This window comes from Streptacidiphilus jiangxiensis (assembly GCF_900109465.1).
Lineage (GTDB): Bacteria > Actinomycetota > Actinomycetes > Streptomycetales > Streptomycetaceae > Streptacidiphilus > Streptacidiphilus jiangxiensis.
The window spans coordinates 178,338-193,319 of the sequence record NZ_FOAZ01000005.1 but is presented as its reverse complement, the minus strand read 5'-3'; the positions used below and the strand labels follow the sequence as shown (position 1 = coordinate 193,319).

At 67.6% G+C, this 14,982-nt stretch carries 20 protein-coding genes; 2 read left to right on the top strand and 18 right to left on the bottom strand.

Going from position 1 to position 14,982, the window contains the following annotated elements; all coding sequences use genetic code 11:
* Positions 1 to 7: 7 nt before the first annotated feature.
* The 18 genes from rplN to BMY61_RS12090 form a co-directional block, all read right to left on the bottom strand.
* The gene (gene rplN, locus BMY61_RS12175; protein ID WP_042451761.1) at positions 8 to 379 is read right to left on the bottom strand and encodes a 50S ribosomal protein L14; all 372 of its coding nucleotides are present in this window, start codon (positions 377 to 379) and stop codon (positions 8 to 10) included.
* A gap of 99 nt (positions 380 to 478) precedes the next feature.
* Positions 479 to 751, bottom strand: a complete 273-nt coding sequence (gene rpsQ, locus BMY61_RS12170) for a 30S ribosomal protein S17 (protein ID WP_042451758.1) — start codon at positions 749 to 751, stop codon at positions 479 to 481.
* Positions 751 to 975 (bottom strand): 50S ribosomal protein L29, encoded by a 225-nt coding sequence (gene rpmC / locus BMY61_RS12165; RefSeq protein ID WP_042367671.1) that lies wholly within the window; start codon positions 973 to 975, stop codon positions 751 to 753. Before rpmC ends, rpsQ begins: the two co-directional genes overlap by 1 nt.
* Positions 972 to 1,391, bottom strand: a complete 420-nt coding sequence (gene rplP / locus BMY61_RS12160) for a 50S ribosomal protein L16 (protein WP_042367673.1) — start codon at positions 1,389 to 1,391, stop codon at positions 972 to 974. The genes rpmC and rplP overlap by 4 nt, the downstream gene beginning before the upstream one ends.
* 2 nt (positions 1,392 to 1,393) lie before the next feature.
* Complete coding sequence (rpsC, locus tag BMY61_RS12155) at positions 1,394 to 2,218, bottom strand: 30S ribosomal protein S3 (RefSeq protein WP_042451755.1); 825 nt, start codon at positions 2,216 to 2,218, stop codon at positions 1,394 to 1,396.
* Positions 2,218 to 2,565 (bottom strand): 50S ribosomal protein L22, encoded by a 348-nt coding sequence (gene rplV, locus BMY61_RS12150; protein ID WP_042451909.1) that lies wholly within the window; start codon positions 2,563 to 2,565, stop codon positions 2,218 to 2,220. Before rplV ends, rpsC begins: the two co-directional genes overlap by 1 nt.
* 46 nt (positions 2,566 to 2,611) lie before the next feature.
* Complete coding sequence (gene rpsS, locus BMY61_RS12145; protein WP_042451753.1) at positions 2,612 to 2,893, bottom strand: 30S ribosomal protein S19; 282 nt, start codon at positions 2,891 to 2,893, stop codon at positions 2,612 to 2,614.
* A gap of 11 nt (positions 2,894 to 2,904) precedes the next feature.
* Positions 2,905 to 3,741: a 50S ribosomal protein L2 gene (gene rplB / locus BMY61_RS12140; RefSeq protein WP_042451751.1), complete on the bottom strand. Its 837-nt coding sequence runs from the start codon at positions 3,739 to 3,741 to the stop codon at positions 2,905 to 2,907.
* Between the two features lie 42 nt (positions 3,742 to 3,783).
* Complete coding sequence (gene rplW / locus BMY61_RS12135) at positions 3,784 to 4,101, bottom strand: 50S ribosomal protein L23 (RefSeq protein WP_042451749.1); 318 nt, start codon at positions 4,099 to 4,101, stop codon at positions 3,784 to 3,786.
* Positions 4,101 to 4,778: a 50S ribosomal protein L4 gene (gene rplD / locus BMY61_RS12130; RefSeq protein WP_042451747.1), complete on the bottom strand. Its 678-nt coding sequence runs from the start codon at positions 4,776 to 4,778 to the stop codon at positions 4,101 to 4,103. Before rplD ends, rplW begins: the two co-directional genes overlap by 1 nt.
* A 4-nt stretch (positions 4,779 to 4,782) precedes the next feature.
* On the bottom strand, positions 4,783 to 5,427 hold the full coding sequence (gene rplC / locus BMY61_RS12125) for a 50S ribosomal protein L3 (protein WP_042451745.1): 645 nt from the start codon (positions 5,425 to 5,427) through the stop codon (positions 4,783 to 4,785).
* Positions 5,428 to 5,443: 16 nt separating this feature from the next.
* Positions 5,444 to 5,752 carry a 30S ribosomal protein S10 gene (rpsJ, locus tag BMY61_RS12120; RefSeq protein ID WP_020549238.1) on the bottom strand — a complete coding sequence of 103 codons (309 nt, stop codon included), beginning with the start codon at positions 5,750 to 5,752 and terminating at the stop codon, positions 5,444 to 5,446.
* A 451-nt stretch (positions 5,753 to 6,203) separates the two neighbouring features.
* Positions 6,204 to 7,397: an elongation factor Tu gene (gene tuf / locus BMY61_RS12115; protein ID WP_042451742.1), complete on the bottom strand. Its 1,194-nt coding sequence runs from the start codon at positions 7,395 to 7,397 to the stop codon at positions 6,204 to 6,206.
* Between the two features lie 172 nt (positions 7,398 to 7,569).
* Positions 7,570 to 9,675 (bottom strand): elongation factor G, encoded by a 2,106-nt coding sequence (gene fusA / locus BMY61_RS12110; RefSeq protein ID WP_042451739.1) that lies wholly within the window; start codon positions 9,673 to 9,675, stop codon positions 7,570 to 7,572.
* Positions 9,676 to 9,717: 42 nt separating this feature from the next.
* Positions 9,718 to 10,188 carry a 30S ribosomal protein S7 gene (gene rpsG / locus BMY61_RS12105; RefSeq protein WP_042451736.1) on the bottom strand — a complete coding sequence of 157 codons (471 nt, stop codon included), beginning with the start codon at positions 10,186 to 10,188 and terminating at the stop codon, positions 9,718 to 9,720.
* 2 nt (positions 10,189 to 10,190) lie between these two features.
* A complete protein-coding gene (gene rpsL / locus BMY61_RS12100; protein WP_014144289.1) occupies positions 10,191 to 10,562 on the bottom strand; it encodes a 30S ribosomal protein S12 in 372 nt (123 codons plus the stop codon).
* A 261-nt stretch (positions 10,563 to 10,823) separates the two neighbouring features.
* Positions 10,824 to 11,333 (bottom strand): DUF1707 and DUF4190 domain-containing protein, encoded by a 510-nt coding sequence (locus tag BMY61_RS12095; RefSeq protein ID WP_042451735.1) that lies wholly within the window; start codon positions 11,331 to 11,333, stop codon positions 10,824 to 10,826.
* A gap of 109 nt (positions 11,334 to 11,442) precedes the next feature.
* Positions 11,443 to 12,732 (bottom strand): DUF2637 domain-containing protein, encoded by a 1,290-nt coding sequence (locus tag BMY61_RS12090; protein WP_042451733.1) that lies wholly within the window; start codon positions 12,730 to 12,732, stop codon positions 11,443 to 11,445.
* Positions 12,733 to 12,896: 164 nt separating this feature from the next.
* On the opposite strand from BMY61_RS12090, the gene BMY61_RS12085 reads away from it, so the two are divergent.
* On the top strand, positions 12,897 to 14,123 hold the full coding sequence (locus tag BMY61_RS12085; protein WP_082015254.1) for a DUF2786 domain-containing protein: 1,227 nt from the start codon (positions 12,897 to 12,899) through the stop codon (positions 14,121 to 14,123).
* A gap of 109 nt (positions 14,124 to 14,232) precedes the next feature.
* Positions 14,233 to 14,952: a Crp/Fnr family transcriptional regulator gene (locus BMY61_RS12080; RefSeq protein WP_042451732.1), complete on the top strand. Its 720-nt coding sequence runs from the start codon at positions 14,233 to 14,235 to the stop codon at positions 14,950 to 14,952.
* The last annotated feature ends 30 nt before the right edge of the window (positions 14,953 to 14,982 follow it).

Below are 14,982 nucleotides of genomic sequence, written 5' to 3'. Positions count from 1 at the left end.
CCATTGGTTAGAGCACCTCCGGCGCGAGCGAGATGATCTTCATGAACTTCTTCTCACGCAGCTCACGGCCGACGGGGCCGAAGATGCGGGTACCACGGGGGTCACCGTCGGTGTTCTTGAGGATGACGGCGGCGTTCTCGTCGAACCGGATGTAGGAACCGTCGGGACGACGGCGCTCCTTCACGGTCCGGACGATGACGGCCTTGACCACGTCGCCCTTCTTCACATTGCCACCGGGGATCGCGTCCTTGACGGTCGCCACGATGACGTCGCCGATGCCCGCGTAGCGCCGGCCGGAGCCGCCGAGAACGCGGATGCAAAGGATTTCCTTCGCGCCCGTGTTGTCGGCGACACGCAGTCGCGACTCCTGCTGGATCACGTCTTTCTCCTGATCGTCAACGATCGGGACCGGGTCCGCCGCTGCTCACATCAGCGCCCTAGGGCCTGATGCACATACGGCGGCACCCAATCGCGTTCGTTACTTGGCCTTCTCGAGGATCTCGACGACGCGCCAGCGCTTCGTCGCGGAGGTGGGGCGCGTCTCCATGAGGAGAACGCGGTCACCGATGCCGCAGGCGTTGGCCTCGTCGTGCGCCTTCAGCTTGTTCGTACGGCGGATGACCTTGCCGTACAGCGCGTGCTTGACGCGGTCCTCGACGGCGACGACGACGGTCTTGTCCATCTTGTCGCTGACGACGAGACCCTCACGGGTCTTGCGGAAACCGCGCGTCTCGTTGGTGTTGTCAGTCATCAGGCGTCCTTCACCGTGTCGATGCCCAGCTCGCGCTCGCGCATCAGGGTGTAGATCCGCGCGATGTCCTTCTTGACGAGCTTGAGCCGCCCGTGGTTGTCGAGCTGCCCGGTCGCCGCCTGGAAGCGGAGGTTGAACAGCTCCTCCTTGCGCTCACGCAGCTGCGCAACGAGACCCTCGTTGTCCAGCTCACGGAGCTCAGCAGCCTTGGTGCCGGCCATCAGCTCTCACCTGCCTCGCGCCGGACGATCCGGCACTTCATCGGGAGCTTGTGAGCCGCACGCGTCAGCGCCTCACGAGCCATCTTCTCGTTCGGGTAGGACAGCTCGAACATGACCCGACCCGGGTGCACGTTGGCGATCCACCACTCCGGCGAACCCTTACCGGAACCCATGCGGGTCTCGGCAGGCTTCTTCGTCAGCGGACGGTCCGGGTAGATGTTGATCCACACCTTGCCGCCACGCTTGATGTGACGCGTGATGGAGATACGAGCGGACTCGATCTGCCGGTTCGTCACATACGCCGGGGTGACGGCCTGCAGGCCCCACTCGCCGAACGTAACCTCGGTACCGCCCTTGGCCGCACCACGACGCTTGGGGTGGTGCTGCTTGCGGTGCTTGACCCTGCGAGGGATCAGCATGGTCAGGCCTCCGTAGTGGTCTCAGCCGCAGCCGGAGCCTCGGTCACCGCGGGAGCGGCGGCCTCGGCGTTCTGCTGCGGACGGCGGCCACGGCCGCCGGCGGGACGGTCGCCGCCCCGACGGGGGCGCTCGCCCGGGCCACCCGCGCGCGGCGGACGGTTCCCGGCCTTGGCAGCGGCGTTGTCGGCGCGGACCTCGGCGATGTTCTTGACATCACCCTTGTAGATCCAGACCTTGACACCGATGCGACCGAAGGTGGTCTTGGCCTCGAAGAAGCCGTAGTCCACGTTGGCGCGGAGCGTGTGCAGCGGCACACGACCCTCACGGTAGAACTCGCTGCGGGACATCTCAGCGCCGCCCAGACGGCCGGAGCACTGGATCTTGATGCCCTTGGCGCCGGACTTCATCGTGCCCTGCATGCTCTTACGCATGGCGCGACGGAAGGAGACGCGGGAGGACAGCTGCTCCGCGACGCCCTGAGCCACGAGCTGGGCGTCCAGCTCGGGGTTCTTGACCTCGAGGATGTTCAGCTGAACCTGCTTGCCCGTCAGCTTCTCGAGGTCGCCGCGGATGCGGTCGGCCTCGGTGCCGCGACGGCCGATGACGATGCCCGGACGAGCGGTGTGGATGTCCACCCGCACGCGGTCACGGGTGCGCTCGATCTCAACCTTCGAGATGCCGGCGCGCTCCATGCCGGACGTCATCATCCGACGGATGGCGACGTCTTCCTTGACGTAGTCCTTGTACAGCTTGTCGGCGTACCAACGGGACTTGAAGTCCGTGGTGATGCCGAGGCGGAACCCGTGCGGGTTAACCTTCTGGCCCATTACCGGGTCCCTTCCTTCGACGCGACGACCACGGTGATGTGGCTCGTCCGCTTGCGGATCCGGTACGCGCGGCCCTGGGCCCGCGGACGGAAACGCTTGAGGGTCGGGCCCTCGTCGACGTAAGCCTCGGAGATGTAGAGGCTGTCGACGTCGTTGTGGTTGTAGTTGTGCGCGGCGTTCGCAACGGCGCTGTTGAGCACCTTGAGAACGGGCACCGAAGCAGCCTGCGGAGCGAATCGCAGGACCGCCTGGGCCTCCGTGGCACTCATGCCACGGACAAGGTCCACCACGCGGCGGGCCTTCATGGGCGTTACGCGGATGTACCGCGCCGCTGCCCTGGCTTCCATGGTTGTCCCCTTGATGGTGATTGTCATCGTGTCTTCGCTTCGCAGGTCAGCGACGCTTGGACTTGCGGTCGTCCTTGACGTGACCCTTGAACGTGCGGGTCGGCGCGAACTCGCCGAGCTTGTGGCCGACCATCGACTCGCTGACAAACACGGGGATGTGCTTGCGGCCGTCGTGCACCGCGAGGGTGTGGCCCAGCATCGCCGGAACGATCATGGAGCGACGGGACCAGGTCTTGATGACGTTCTGGGTACCGGCCTCGTTCTGAGCGTCCACCTTCTTCATGAGGTGGTCGTCGACGAAGGGCCCCTTCTTGAGACTGCGCGGCATCGAGACTGCTCCTAGCGCTTCTTGTTCGTCTTGCGGCGGCGGACGATCATCTTGTCGCTAGCCTTCTTCGGCTTGCGAGTACGACCCTCCTTCTGACCCCACGGCGAAACCGGGTGGCGACCACCGGAGGTCTTACCCTCACCACCACCGTGCGGGTGGTCGATCGGGTTCATGGCGACACCACGCACGGTCGGGCGGACGCCCTTCCAGCGCATACGGCCGGCCTTGCCCCAGTTGATGTTCGACTGCTCGGCGTTGCCGACCTCGCCGATCGTCGCGCGGCAACGCGCGTCGACGAGGCGGACCTCGCCCGACGGCATGCGCAGGTGGGCGTAGACGCCCTCCTTCGCGAGCAGCTGGATGCTGGAACCGGCGGAACGGGCCAGCTTGGCGCCGCCGCCCGGACGCAGCTCCACCGCGTGGATGACCGTACCCACGGGGATGTTGCGCAGCGGGAGGTTGTTGCCCGGCTTGATGTCGGCCGCGGGGCCGTTCTCAACCCGGTCGCCCTGGCCGAGCTTGGCCGGAGCGATGATGTAGCGCTTCTCGCCGTCTGCGTAGTGCAGCAGCGCGATGCGCGCGGTGCGGTTCGGGTCGTACTCGATGTGCGCGACCTTGGCCGGGACGCCGTCCTTGTCGTGACGACGGAAGTCGATCACACGGTACGCGCGCTTGTGGCCGCCACCCTGGTGGCGAACGGTCACGCGACCGGTGTTGTTGCGACCGCCCTTGCTGTGCAGCGGGCGGACCAGCGACTTCTCCGGCTCGGACCGCGTGATCTCGACAAAGTCGGCAACGCTGGAGCCGCGACGGCCCGGCGTTGTCGGCTTGTACTTGCGGATGCCCATGGCTTCTTCTGTCCTTAACCGTTACGGGATTCCCTGGCTGCCTCAGGCGGCCGGGGCGTTCCCGAAGATGTCGATGCTGCCCTCTGCCAGCGTCACGATGGCGCGCTTGGTGTCCTTGCGCTTGCCGAAACCGGTGCGGGAGCGCTTGCGCTTGCCCTTGCGGTTGATCGTGTTGACGTCGGCGACCTTGACCGAGAACACGGCCTCGACGGCCTGCTTGATCTGGGTCTTGTTGGCGTCCGGCGACACGATGAACGTGTACTTCGACTCGTCGAGGAGCGCGTAGCTCTTCTCCGAGATGACCGGCTTGATCAGGACGTCACGGGGGTCCGTGAACGTCTTGCTCGTGATCTCGCTCATCAGGCGGCGCTCCCATCGAGCTCGCCCTCAGCGGCGACAGCCTTGGCGGACGCGACCGGACCGGCCACGAAGCGCTCGAAAGCAGCCTGAGTGAAGACCACGTCGTCGGAGACGAGCACGTCGTAGGTGTTCAGCTGGCCGGCGTCCAGGATGTGCACGGTCGGCAGGTTGCGGGCGCTCAGGTAGCCCAGCTCGTCGTCACGCTCGACGACCAGCAGGACGTTCTTGCGCTCGCTGATCTTGCCGAGCAGCGTGCGGGCAGCCTTGGTGGACGGCGCCTCGGTCGCGGTCACGCCGGTGACGACGTGGATGCGGTTGTGGCGGGCCCGGTCGGTCAGGGCGCCACGCAGAGCGGCGGCCTTCATCTTCTTGGGCGTCCGCTGCGAGTAGTCACGCGGCACGGGACCGTGCACGACGCCACCACCGGCGAACTGCGGCGCGCGGGTCGAGCCCTGACGGGCGCGGCCGGTGCCCTTCTGGCGGTACGGCTTCTTGCCGCCACCACGGACCTCGCCACGACGCTTGGTCTTGTGCGTGCCCTGACGAGCAGCGGCGAGCTGAGCCACGACGACCTGGTGCAGCAGCGGAACGCTGACCTTGGCGTCGAAAATCTCAGCCGGCAGCTCGACGGTGCCGACGGTCTCACCCGCGGGGGAGAGAACGTTGATGGAGCTCATTGCTTCAGGCCCCCTTCGCCGCAGTGCGGACCAGGATGAGGCCGCCGTTCGGACCGGGGACGGCGCCCTTGATGAGCAGCAGACCCTTCTCCGCGTCAACGGCGTGGATGGTGAGGTTCTGCGTGGTGACACGCTCGTGGCCCATGCGACCGGCCATCTTCAGACCCTTGAAGACGCGGCCCGGGGTGGCGCAGCCACCGATGGAACCGGGAGAGCGGTGCTTGCGCTGGACACCGTGACCGGCGCCGAGGCCCTTGAAGTTGTGACGCTTCATGACACCGGCGAAGCCCTTGCCCTTGCTGGTGCCGGTCACGTCGACCTTGACACCGGCCTCGAACACCTCAGCGGTGATCTCCTGGCCGAGGGTGTACTCGGAGGCGTCGGCCGTGCGCAGCTCGACCAGGTGGCGGCGCGGGGTCACGCCGGCCTTGGCGAAGTGACCCGCGAGGGGCTTGTTCACCTTGCGCGGGTCGATGTCGCCGAAGCCGATCTGCACGGCGTCGTAGCCGGTGCCATCAGCGGTGTGGACCTGGGTCACAACGTTCGGGCCGGCCTTGACGACGGTCACCGGGACGATGCGGTTGTTCTCGTCCCAGACCTGCGTCATGCCGAGCTTCTCGCCCAGGATGCCCTTGATCTGCTTAGCCATTCTCAGCTCACGCCCCTCAGAGCTTGATCTCGATGTCGACACCGGCCGGCAGGTCGAGTCGCATCAGAGAGTCAACGGTCTTGGGCGTCGGGTCGAGAATGTCGATCAGGCGCTTGTGCGTGCGCATCTCGAAGTGCTCGCGCGAGTCCTTGTACTTGTGCGGCGAGCGGATGACGCAGTACACGTTCTTCTCAGTGGGCAGCGGCACCGGGCCCGCGACCTGCGCACCAGTACGCGTCACCGTCTCGACGATCTTCTTCGCCGAGGAGTCGATGACCTCGTGGTCGTAGGCCTTGAGCCGGATGCGGATCTTCTGTCCCGCCATGGCTACTCGTAGTCCTTCTTGTCGTCTGTTGCCTCTGCACCGAGCTTCTCCGGATGGAGTCATTCGGGGGCTCCGCTTTTGCACGATTCGGCCGACCCACGCGGTCGGGCGTGTCGTGCATGCCTTCGCAATGAAGCCTTGGCGGAAACACCGGATCGGCGCCTTTGACCACGCTTCCCGAAAGATTCCCGTACTTTCGCGCCGCAGCTGCCGCGTCTCGTCCAGACGTGCTGGATCACAGACAAACGGCCATCACGGGCACGACGAGTACTGTGGGACTCGCTTTCGGTCCTCCGACAGGAGGCGCGCAACATCGGCGCTCAACCGAGCAACTTGACTAGTGTGCCATACCGGACAGCGTGGGCGCCAATCAAGCCCGACGCGGACAGACAGAAACCCCCTGCCGGCAAGCCGGCAGGGGGTTTCTGATGCTAAGTCAGCGAATCATCAATTACTTGATGATCTTGGTGACCTGGCCGGCGCCCACGGTACGACCACCCTCACGGATGGCGAACTTCAGGCCCTCCTCCATGGCGATCGGCTGGATCAGCGCGACCGTCATGCCGGTGTTGTCGCCCGGCATGACCATCTCGGTGCCCTCGGGGAGGGTCACGACGCCGGTCACGTCCGTGGTACGGAAGTAGAACTGCGGGCGGTAGTTGTTGAAGAAGGGGGTGTGACGGCCACCCTCGTCCTTCGACAGGATGTAGGCCTGGGCCTCGAAGTCGGTGTGCGGCGTGACCGTACCCGGCTTGATGATGACCTGGCCGCGCTCGACGTCCTCGCGCTTGATGCCACGGAGCAGCAGACCGACGTTCTCACCGGCCTGGCCCTCGTCGAGCAGCTTGCGGAACATCTCGATGCCCGTGACCGTGGTGGTGGTCTTGGTGGTCTTGATGCCGATGATGTCGACGGTCTCGTTGACCTTGAGGACACCACGCTCGATGCGGCCGGTGACGACGGTGCCACGACCGGTGATCGTGAAGACGTCCTCGATCGGCATCAGGAACGGCTTGTCGACGTCGCGGTCCGGGGTCGGGATGGCCTCGTCGACCGCGTGCATCAGGCCGAGGAGCTTCTCGCCCCACTCCTTGTCGCCCTCCAGCGCCTTCAGCGCGGAGACGCGGACGACCGGGAGGTCGTCGCCCGGGAACTCGTACTCGGAGAGCAGCTCGCGGACCTCGAGCTCGACGAGCTCCAGGATCTCCTCGTCGTCCACCATGTCGGCCTTGTTCAGGGCGACAACGATGTAGGGGACGCCGACCTGGCGGGCCAGGAGGACGTGCTCCTTGGTCTGCGGCATCGGGCCGTCGGTGGCGGCCACGACCAGGATCGCGCCGTCCATCTGGGCGGCACCGGTGATCATGTTCTTGATGTAGTCCGCGTGACCCGGGCAGTCGACGTGGGCGTAGTGACGCGCCTCGGTCTGGTACTCGACGTGCGCGATGGAGATGGTGATACCGCGCTGACGCTCCTCCGGCGCCTTGTCGATCTGGTCGAACGGCGTGAAGGGGTTGATGTCCGGGTACGCGTCGTGCAGCACCTTGGTGATCGCGGCAGTCAGGGTGGTCTTGCCGTGGTCAATGTGACCGATGGTGCCGATGTTGACGTGCGGCTTGCTCCGCTCGAACTTGGCCTTAGCCACTTTGGGGTCCTCCTGAGGACAGTTTCTGTACGCCGTTCGACGTCAGGTGGTCTGGGGTGGGGGGCCGAAGGAGCCCAGGGGTCGCGTGTGTCACGCGGCCCCCAGGACCACCTTCGTACAGCCTATGCGAGGTTTCGCACCGGGTTGCCCCGGTATGCGAGTACCGAGGTACTTACTCGCCCTTGGCCTTTGCCACGATCTCTTCCGCCACGTTCTTGGGAACCTCGGCGTACGAGTCGAACTGCATGGAGTAGCTGGCGCGACCCGAGGTCTTGCTGCGCAGGTCGCCGACGTAGCCGAACATCTCGGACAGCGGGACGAGCGCCTTGACGACGCGGGCGCCGGAACGCTCGTCCATGGCCTGGATCTGGCCACGGCGAGAGTTGATGTCGCCGATCACGTCGCCCATGTAGTCCTCGGGCGTGGTGACCTCGACGGCCATCATCGGCTCGAGCAGCACGGGGGACGCCTTGCGAGCACCCTCCTTGAACGCCATCGAACCGGCGATCTTGAACGCGAGCTCGGAGGAGTCGACGTCGTGCGAGGCACCGTCGAGCAGCGTCACGCGGACACCCTGGAGCGGGTAGCCGGCGAGGATGCCGAACTCCATGGCCTCCTGCGCACCGGCGTCGACCGACGGGATGTACTCACGAGGCACGCGACCACCGGTGACGGCGTTCACGAACTCGTAGCCCTCGCCGGACTCCAGCGGCTCGATCGCGATCTGGACCTTGGCGAACTGACCGGAGCCACCCGTCTGCTTCTTGTGGGTGTAGTCAATGCGCTCGACGGCCTTGCGGATCGTCTCGCGGTACGCGACCTGCGGCTTGCCGACGTTGGCCTCGACCTTGAACTCACGCTTCATACGGTCGACCAGCACCTCGAGGTGCAGCTCGCCCATACCCGCGATGATGGTCTGGCCGGTCTCCTCGTCCGTGTTGACCTGGAAGGAGGGGTCCTCCTCCGCGAGACGCTGGATGGCGATACCCAGCTTCTCCTGGTCACCCTTGGACTTGGGCTCGATCGCGACGCGGATGACCGGGGCCGGGAAGTCCATGGACTCCAGGATCACCTGGTTCTTGTCGTCGCTCAGCGTCTCACCGGTGGTGGTCTGCTTCAGGCCCATGACGGCGACGATGTCGCCGGCGCCCACCGAGTCGATCTCCTCACGCTTGTTCGCGTGCATGCGGTAGATCTTGCCGATGCGCTCCTTGCGGCCCTTGACCGAGTTGAGCACCTGGGTGCCCGCCTCGAGGCGGCCGGAGTACACGCGGACGAAGGTGAGCTTGCCCAGGTGCGGGTCAGACATGATCTTGAACGCCAGAGCCGACAGCGGCTCGTCGTCCGACGCGTGGCGGATGACCTCGACCGACTCGTCGCCCGGCTTGTGACCGATGATGGACTCGATGTCCAGCGGCGACGGCAGGTACTTCACGACGGCGTCGAGCAGGGGCTGGACGCCCTTGTTCTTGAACGCGGTGCCGCAGAAGACCGGGGTGAAGTTCGAGGCCAGGGTGCCACGACGGATACCGGCGATGAGCTCCTCCTCGGTGGGCTCCTGGCCCTCGAGGAACATCTCCATCAGCTGGTCGTCGCCCTCCGCGGAGGTCTCGAGCAGCTTGGCCCGGTACTCCTCGGCGAGCTCGGTGTGCGTGGCCGGGATGTCGACGGTGTCGTACATCTCGCCCTTGGTCGCCTCGGCGGACCAGACCAGAGCCTTCATCTTCACCAGGTCGACGACACCGGTGAAGTCGGACTCGGCACCGATCGGCAGCTGCATGACCAGCGGGGTGGCGCCCAGGCGGTCGACGATGGAGTCGACACAGCGGAAGAACTCCGCGCCGGTGCGGTCCAGCTTGTTCACGAAGCAGATGCGCGGGACGCCGTAACGGTCGGCCTGACGCCACACCGTCTCGGACTGCGGCTCGACACCGGCGACACCGTCGAACACCGTCACGGCGCCGTCGAGCACGCGGAGCGAACGCTCCACCTCGACGGTGAAGTCGACGTGGCCCGGGGTGTCGATGATGTTGATGGTGTTGTCGACGCCATCGACGGTCCAGTGACAGGTCGTCGCGGCCGACGTGATCGTGATGCCGCGCTCCTGCTCCTGCTCCATCCAGTCCATCGTGGCAGCGCCGTCGTGGACCTCACCGATCTTGTAAGACACACCGGTGTAGAACAGGATGCGCTCGGTCGTGGTGGTCTTGCCCGCGTCGATGTGGGCCATGATCCCGATGTTGCGGGTCCTGGCCAGGTCAAGGGAGGTTGCAGCCATGGTGGCTCAGCTCTCTCAATCGTGTTTCGAAGGGGGTTCGGACTACCAGCGGTAGTGCGCGAAGGCCTTGTTGGACTCGGCCATCTTGTGGGTGTCCTCGCGACGCTTCACGGAGGCGCCCAGACCGTTGCTGGCGTCCAGGATCTCGTTGAGCAGACGCTCGGTCATGGTCTTCTCGCGGCGAGCGCGGGAGTAACCGACCAGCCAGCGCAGGGCCAGCGTGTTGGCGCGACCGGGCTTGACCTCGATCGGCACCTGGTAGGTCGCGCCACCGACGCGACGGGACTTGACCTCGAGAGTCGGCTTGACGTTCTCCAGGGCGCGCTTGAGCGCGACCACCGGGTCGTTGCCGGTCTTCTCGCGGACGCCCTCGAGGGCGCCGTACACGATGCGCTCAGCGGTGGAGCGCTTGCCGTGCAGGAGGATCTTGTTGACGAGCTGGGTCACCACAGGGGAGCCGTAAACCGGGTCGATGATGACCGGGCGCTTCGGGGCAGGGCCCTTACGAGGCATTCTTACTTCTCCTTCTTGGCGCCGTAGCGGCTGCGGGCCTGCTTGCGGTTCTTGACACCCTGGGTGTCGAGCGAGCCGCGGATGATCTTGTAACGCACACCCGGCAGGTCCTTCACACGACCGCCACGCACGAGCACGATGGAGTGCTCCTGCAGGTTGTGACCCTCACCCGGAATGTAAGCGGTGACCTCGATCCCGCTGGTGAGGCGCACACGGGCGACCTTACGGAGAGCCGAGTTCGGCTTCTTCGGGGTGGTCGTGTACACACGCGTGCAGACGCCGCGACGCTGGGGCGAACCCTTCAGTGCGGGCGTCTTGTTCTTCTCGACCTTGTCCTGCCGGCCCTTTCGGACCAGCTGCTGGATCGTAGGCACCGTATCTCCGATTCTCTGTGCCAAGGCTGGTGTAACTAACCTGGTGCGTCTCACCGACTCCCGACCCACGCGGTCGGGTGTGTCGGACGCCTTGCACAGACCCCGGGCTGGCGAAGCTCGAGTGTGTGGAAGCGCGGTATCCCGTGGCGCGGCGGCCAATATGCACGCACGCGCGAGAGACCGGGGGACACCCCAGGCACAAGGTCAGAGCGTACCTAGCGCAAGGGCCCCGGTCAAAACAAACTGATGTGGGCAGGCAGCCTAGCCCCGGGTGACCGCCAGAAGGAAGAACAGGCCCCACAGTGCCGTGCCCAGACTGCCGAGGATGATCCCGGCGGTGGCCATGCCGTCGCCCTCCTCGTCCCGGACCTTCAGCTGGTTCTTCGCGACGAGCCCGCAGATCAGCGCGGGCAGGCCGGTCGCCCCGAGGCTCACCACCTGGCCCAGGCCCAGCAGCAGCGAGGCCATCGCGGGCCCGTTGGTCCGGCGCCGCACCGGCGGCCAGGCGGGGGGCGCGTAGGCGTACGGCGCCGGCGGAACGGGCGCGACGCGAGGGAAGGGAGCGAACGGGGCCGGTGGGGGCGGCAGCATCGGCGTGGGCATCGGCCCCACCGGCAGGTCCTGCACGAGCACGGCCAACTGACCGTAGGTCTGTGCGCAGTGCGCCCGCTCGCTGCGGTCGTGGTACTCGTCCGTGGTCAGGCGCCCCTCGGCGAAGGCGGCCTTCAGCACGTCAACGGTCCGCTCGCGGTCCGCCTGGGCCGCGCGCATCGCGGACTGGGGTACGGGCCAAGGGCTACCCGGCTGCATCATCGACACTGCGACCTCCCCGCTCGCCTGCTCACCTCATAGTGCAAGACGAGCGAAGATCGCGCATGGTTCAGGAGGAGGTCTCCACCCGCTCCGCGTAGCGCTTGCGGAGCTCCTCCCAGTGGCGGTCCAACAGCGCCGGTGCCACCTGGGTGCCGTACTCGCTCGCCAGGTACTCGCTGAGCTGCTGCGGGTCCGGCTCCTGGTTGTAGGTGTCCATGAAGGAGCTGAGCGCCTCGAAGTAGAGGTCGAGCGGCGGACCGTCCTCCCGCTGCGGCGCGAACCAGGCCTCCGGGCCCGGCGGCGGGTACGGCGGCTGCTGGTTCGGCAGCCAGCCGATGCCGCGGGTGTTCGGGTCGCCCGGGGCGCCCTCGGCCTCCCCGTCCTCCGGCTGCGGGGTCCGACCGGGGACGTTGAGCAGGCGTCGGTGGCGGTTGCGGACCATGGTCGTCAGGGTGTCGACCACCAGCGGATCCACCGGCGGCTGCGGCTGCTCCGGTTGTTGCGGTGGATGCGGCTGAACGGGTGAAGCGGCGGGCTGCCGCTGCGCCGTCGGCTGGACCGGCTGCGGGGCCTGCTGCACCGGCTGCGGCGCCTGCTGCGGCGCCTGCTGGACCGGCACCGGGCGCGGGTGCGGGGCCTCCAGTGCGGGGGCGCCGAGCGGGGCGACCTCGCTCTGGAAGTCGCGGTGGTCGCGGACCACGTCCAGGTCCAGCGGGACCCCGTAGCGGGCCAGCTTGAGCGGCAGCAGCAGCTCGACCGGGGCCCGGTAGCGCCAGGCGCGGCCGTACTGGGAGCGCAGGTGCGTCCGGTAGACGAGGCGGGTCTGCTCGAGACGGATGACCTCGTCGTAGGAGCGCAGCTCCCACAGCTTCATCCGGCGCCAGAGCAGGAAGGTGGGCATCGGGGAGAGGACCCAGCGGAACAGCCGGACCGACTCCATGTGGCGGTCCGCGGTGATGTCCGCGATCCGCCCCACCGCGTGCCGTGCCGCCTCGACCACCACGATGAAGAGCAGCGGGATGATCGCGTGCATCCCCATCGCCAACGGGTCGCCGACCGAGGAGGCCGCGTTGAAGACGATGGTCCCGACGGTCAGCAGCCAGGCGGCCTGACGCAGCAGCGGGAAGGGGATGCGCAGCCAGGTGAGCACGAGGTCGAGCGAGAGCAGCACCGCGATGCCGACGTCGACGCCGATCGGGAACACGTAGGCGAAGAGTCCGAAGCCCTTGTGGGTGGCGAGCTCGCGGACAGCGGAGTAGGAGCCTGCGAAACCGATGCCGGCGATGATGAACGCGCCGACGGCCACCGCGCCGATGAGGGTGCGGTGGGTCTTGGTTATCACGGGGCGGTCGGCCATGGGGCGTGCTCGCTTCGTGGGTCGCTGGGTGCCTGGAGCGGGAGACAGCTTGCCACAAGGGTGTGTCGGACACGTGAGCGAGTTGGGTGCGAACAGCATGGAACGTGCCCTGTGCGTGAATCGTGATCTTCGTGGACCGGGCGCGGCTTGAGACACTGGAGCGCATGAGCACGGATTCGGGCACCCGCGAGCTGGTCGCGCAGGCCCTGCAGGAGACCCGGTACGCACCGCCACGGCAGGCCGAGCGCACGGTGGAGGACTGGGCCTCCCGACTGGCCGCGCAGAGCGCCGAGCAGGCCCGGATCGACCGTGAACTGCTGCGCCGGGCCGAGGAGTTGCTCGGTGTGCTGTGGACCCGCGGGCACTGGCGTCCGGCCGATCTGGCCCGGCTCACCCGTCGCCAGTTGCGGCCCGCGCACGTCTCCCTGGCCGTCGACCTCATCGCGGCCGAGGCCCGGCGCTACTCCCCCGCCGCCCTCGACCGCCGCTGGACCGAGCAGTTGCAGGAGCTCGACGCGGCGCGTCCCGGCTGGGCGGACGACACCGACTGGCTCGACCACGCCTCGGCACGGCTGCGGCTGGACCGCTTCTCCGCGTTGATCCACCTCCTTGAACTGCTGCGCCTGTGGGGCACCGCCCCGGCGCTGACCCCCGTGGGCCCGCCGCCGGGCTCGGCCGCGACCCTCACCGAGCCCGTCGCGGGCGAACCGAAGCAGTTGGCCCGCATCCGCGCCCTGTTGGCCAAGGCCGAGGCGACCACCTACGCCGAGGAGGCGGAGGCCTTCACGGCCAAGGCCCAGGAGCTGATGGCCCGCCACAGCATCGACGAGGCGCTGCTCGCGGCACGCTCCGGCGACCGCACCCTGCCGGGTGCGGTCCGGATCGGCATCGACAACCCGTACGAGTCGGCGAAGGCCCTGCTGCTGGACGCCGTCGCCTCCGCGAACCGCACCCAGTCCGTCTGGGACAAGCAGAACGGCTTCTGCACCGTCGTCGGCTTCGACGCGGACCTCGACGCGGTGGAGCTGCTGTTCACCTCGCTGCTGGTGCAGGGCGTCACCGCGATGAACAGCGGCAAGGTGCAGCAGGGCGGCCGCAGCAAGGCGTTCCGCCAGTCCTTCCTGGTCGCCTACGCCAGCCGGATCCGCGAGCGCCTCTCGCGCGCGACCGCGCACGCCCAGCACGAGGCCACGACCGAGCCCGGCGTCCCGGACCTCCTCCCGGTCCTGGCCGCCCGCAAGGAGGCGGTCGAGTCGCACACCAGCACGCTCTTCCCCACTCTCCGCAAGGGCCGCGCCATCCGCGTCTCCGACCTCGACGGCTGGACCCAGGGCCAGGCCGCCGCCGACCGCGCGCGCCTCCACGGCCACGAGCCGGCCCTGGAGGGCTGAGCACAAGATCATCTCAACTCGTTCGAATGCCTCCCACCCGCGTGCTTGAGCCAGTACCTTCAAGCCCTGCGTCCGCTCCGCCGGCGGACGCGCAAGCCGGAGGTGCAGGGTGGGGACGGGCTGGGGCGCGTCGGGCTGGGACCGGGCGCTGGACGACAGGGTGCCCTTTCTGGCCCGCTTGGAGCAGGGCGAGCGCGAGACCCTGTTGGCACTCGGCCGACCACTGCGCTTCACGGCCCGCGCGGTGGCACTGCGGCAGGAGGAACCCTCCCACCACGTGCTGCTGATCCTCCGCGGCTGGCTGAAGGTCACCGCCTCGGCCCTCAACGGCTACGAGGCGCTGCTCGCCCTGCGCGGTCCCGGCGACATCGTCGGCGAGTCGGCGGCGCTGAGCGGCCGTCCACGTTCGGCCACGGTGACCGCGCTGGAGGAGGTGCACACCGTCGCCGTCGAGCAGGAACGGTTCACCGGTTTCCTGGAACGGCACCCGCGCGTCGCCCTGCAGCTGCTCAGCCTTGCCGCCGACCGGATGCGCGTCGGCGACCGTCGCCGGCTGGAGATCGCGGCGCTGACCGTCAAGGAGCGGCTCGCGGGCCTGCTGCTGGAGCTGACCCGTTCCCACGGCCACACCGTCGAGGGCGGCATCGAACTGACCGTGCCGCTCAGCCAGCAGGAGCTGGCGGGCTCCGTCGGCGCCTCCCGCGAGGCGGTGACCCGGTTGCTGCGCGACTACCGGGAGCGCGGGGTCCTGCTCACCCACCGTCGTCGACTGGTGATCCTCCGCCCCGACCTGCTGCGCCGGGCGACCCTCGGCACCGACTCTGGGTAATCCGTCACAGTTCGTGTGTGGCCGCTGCCC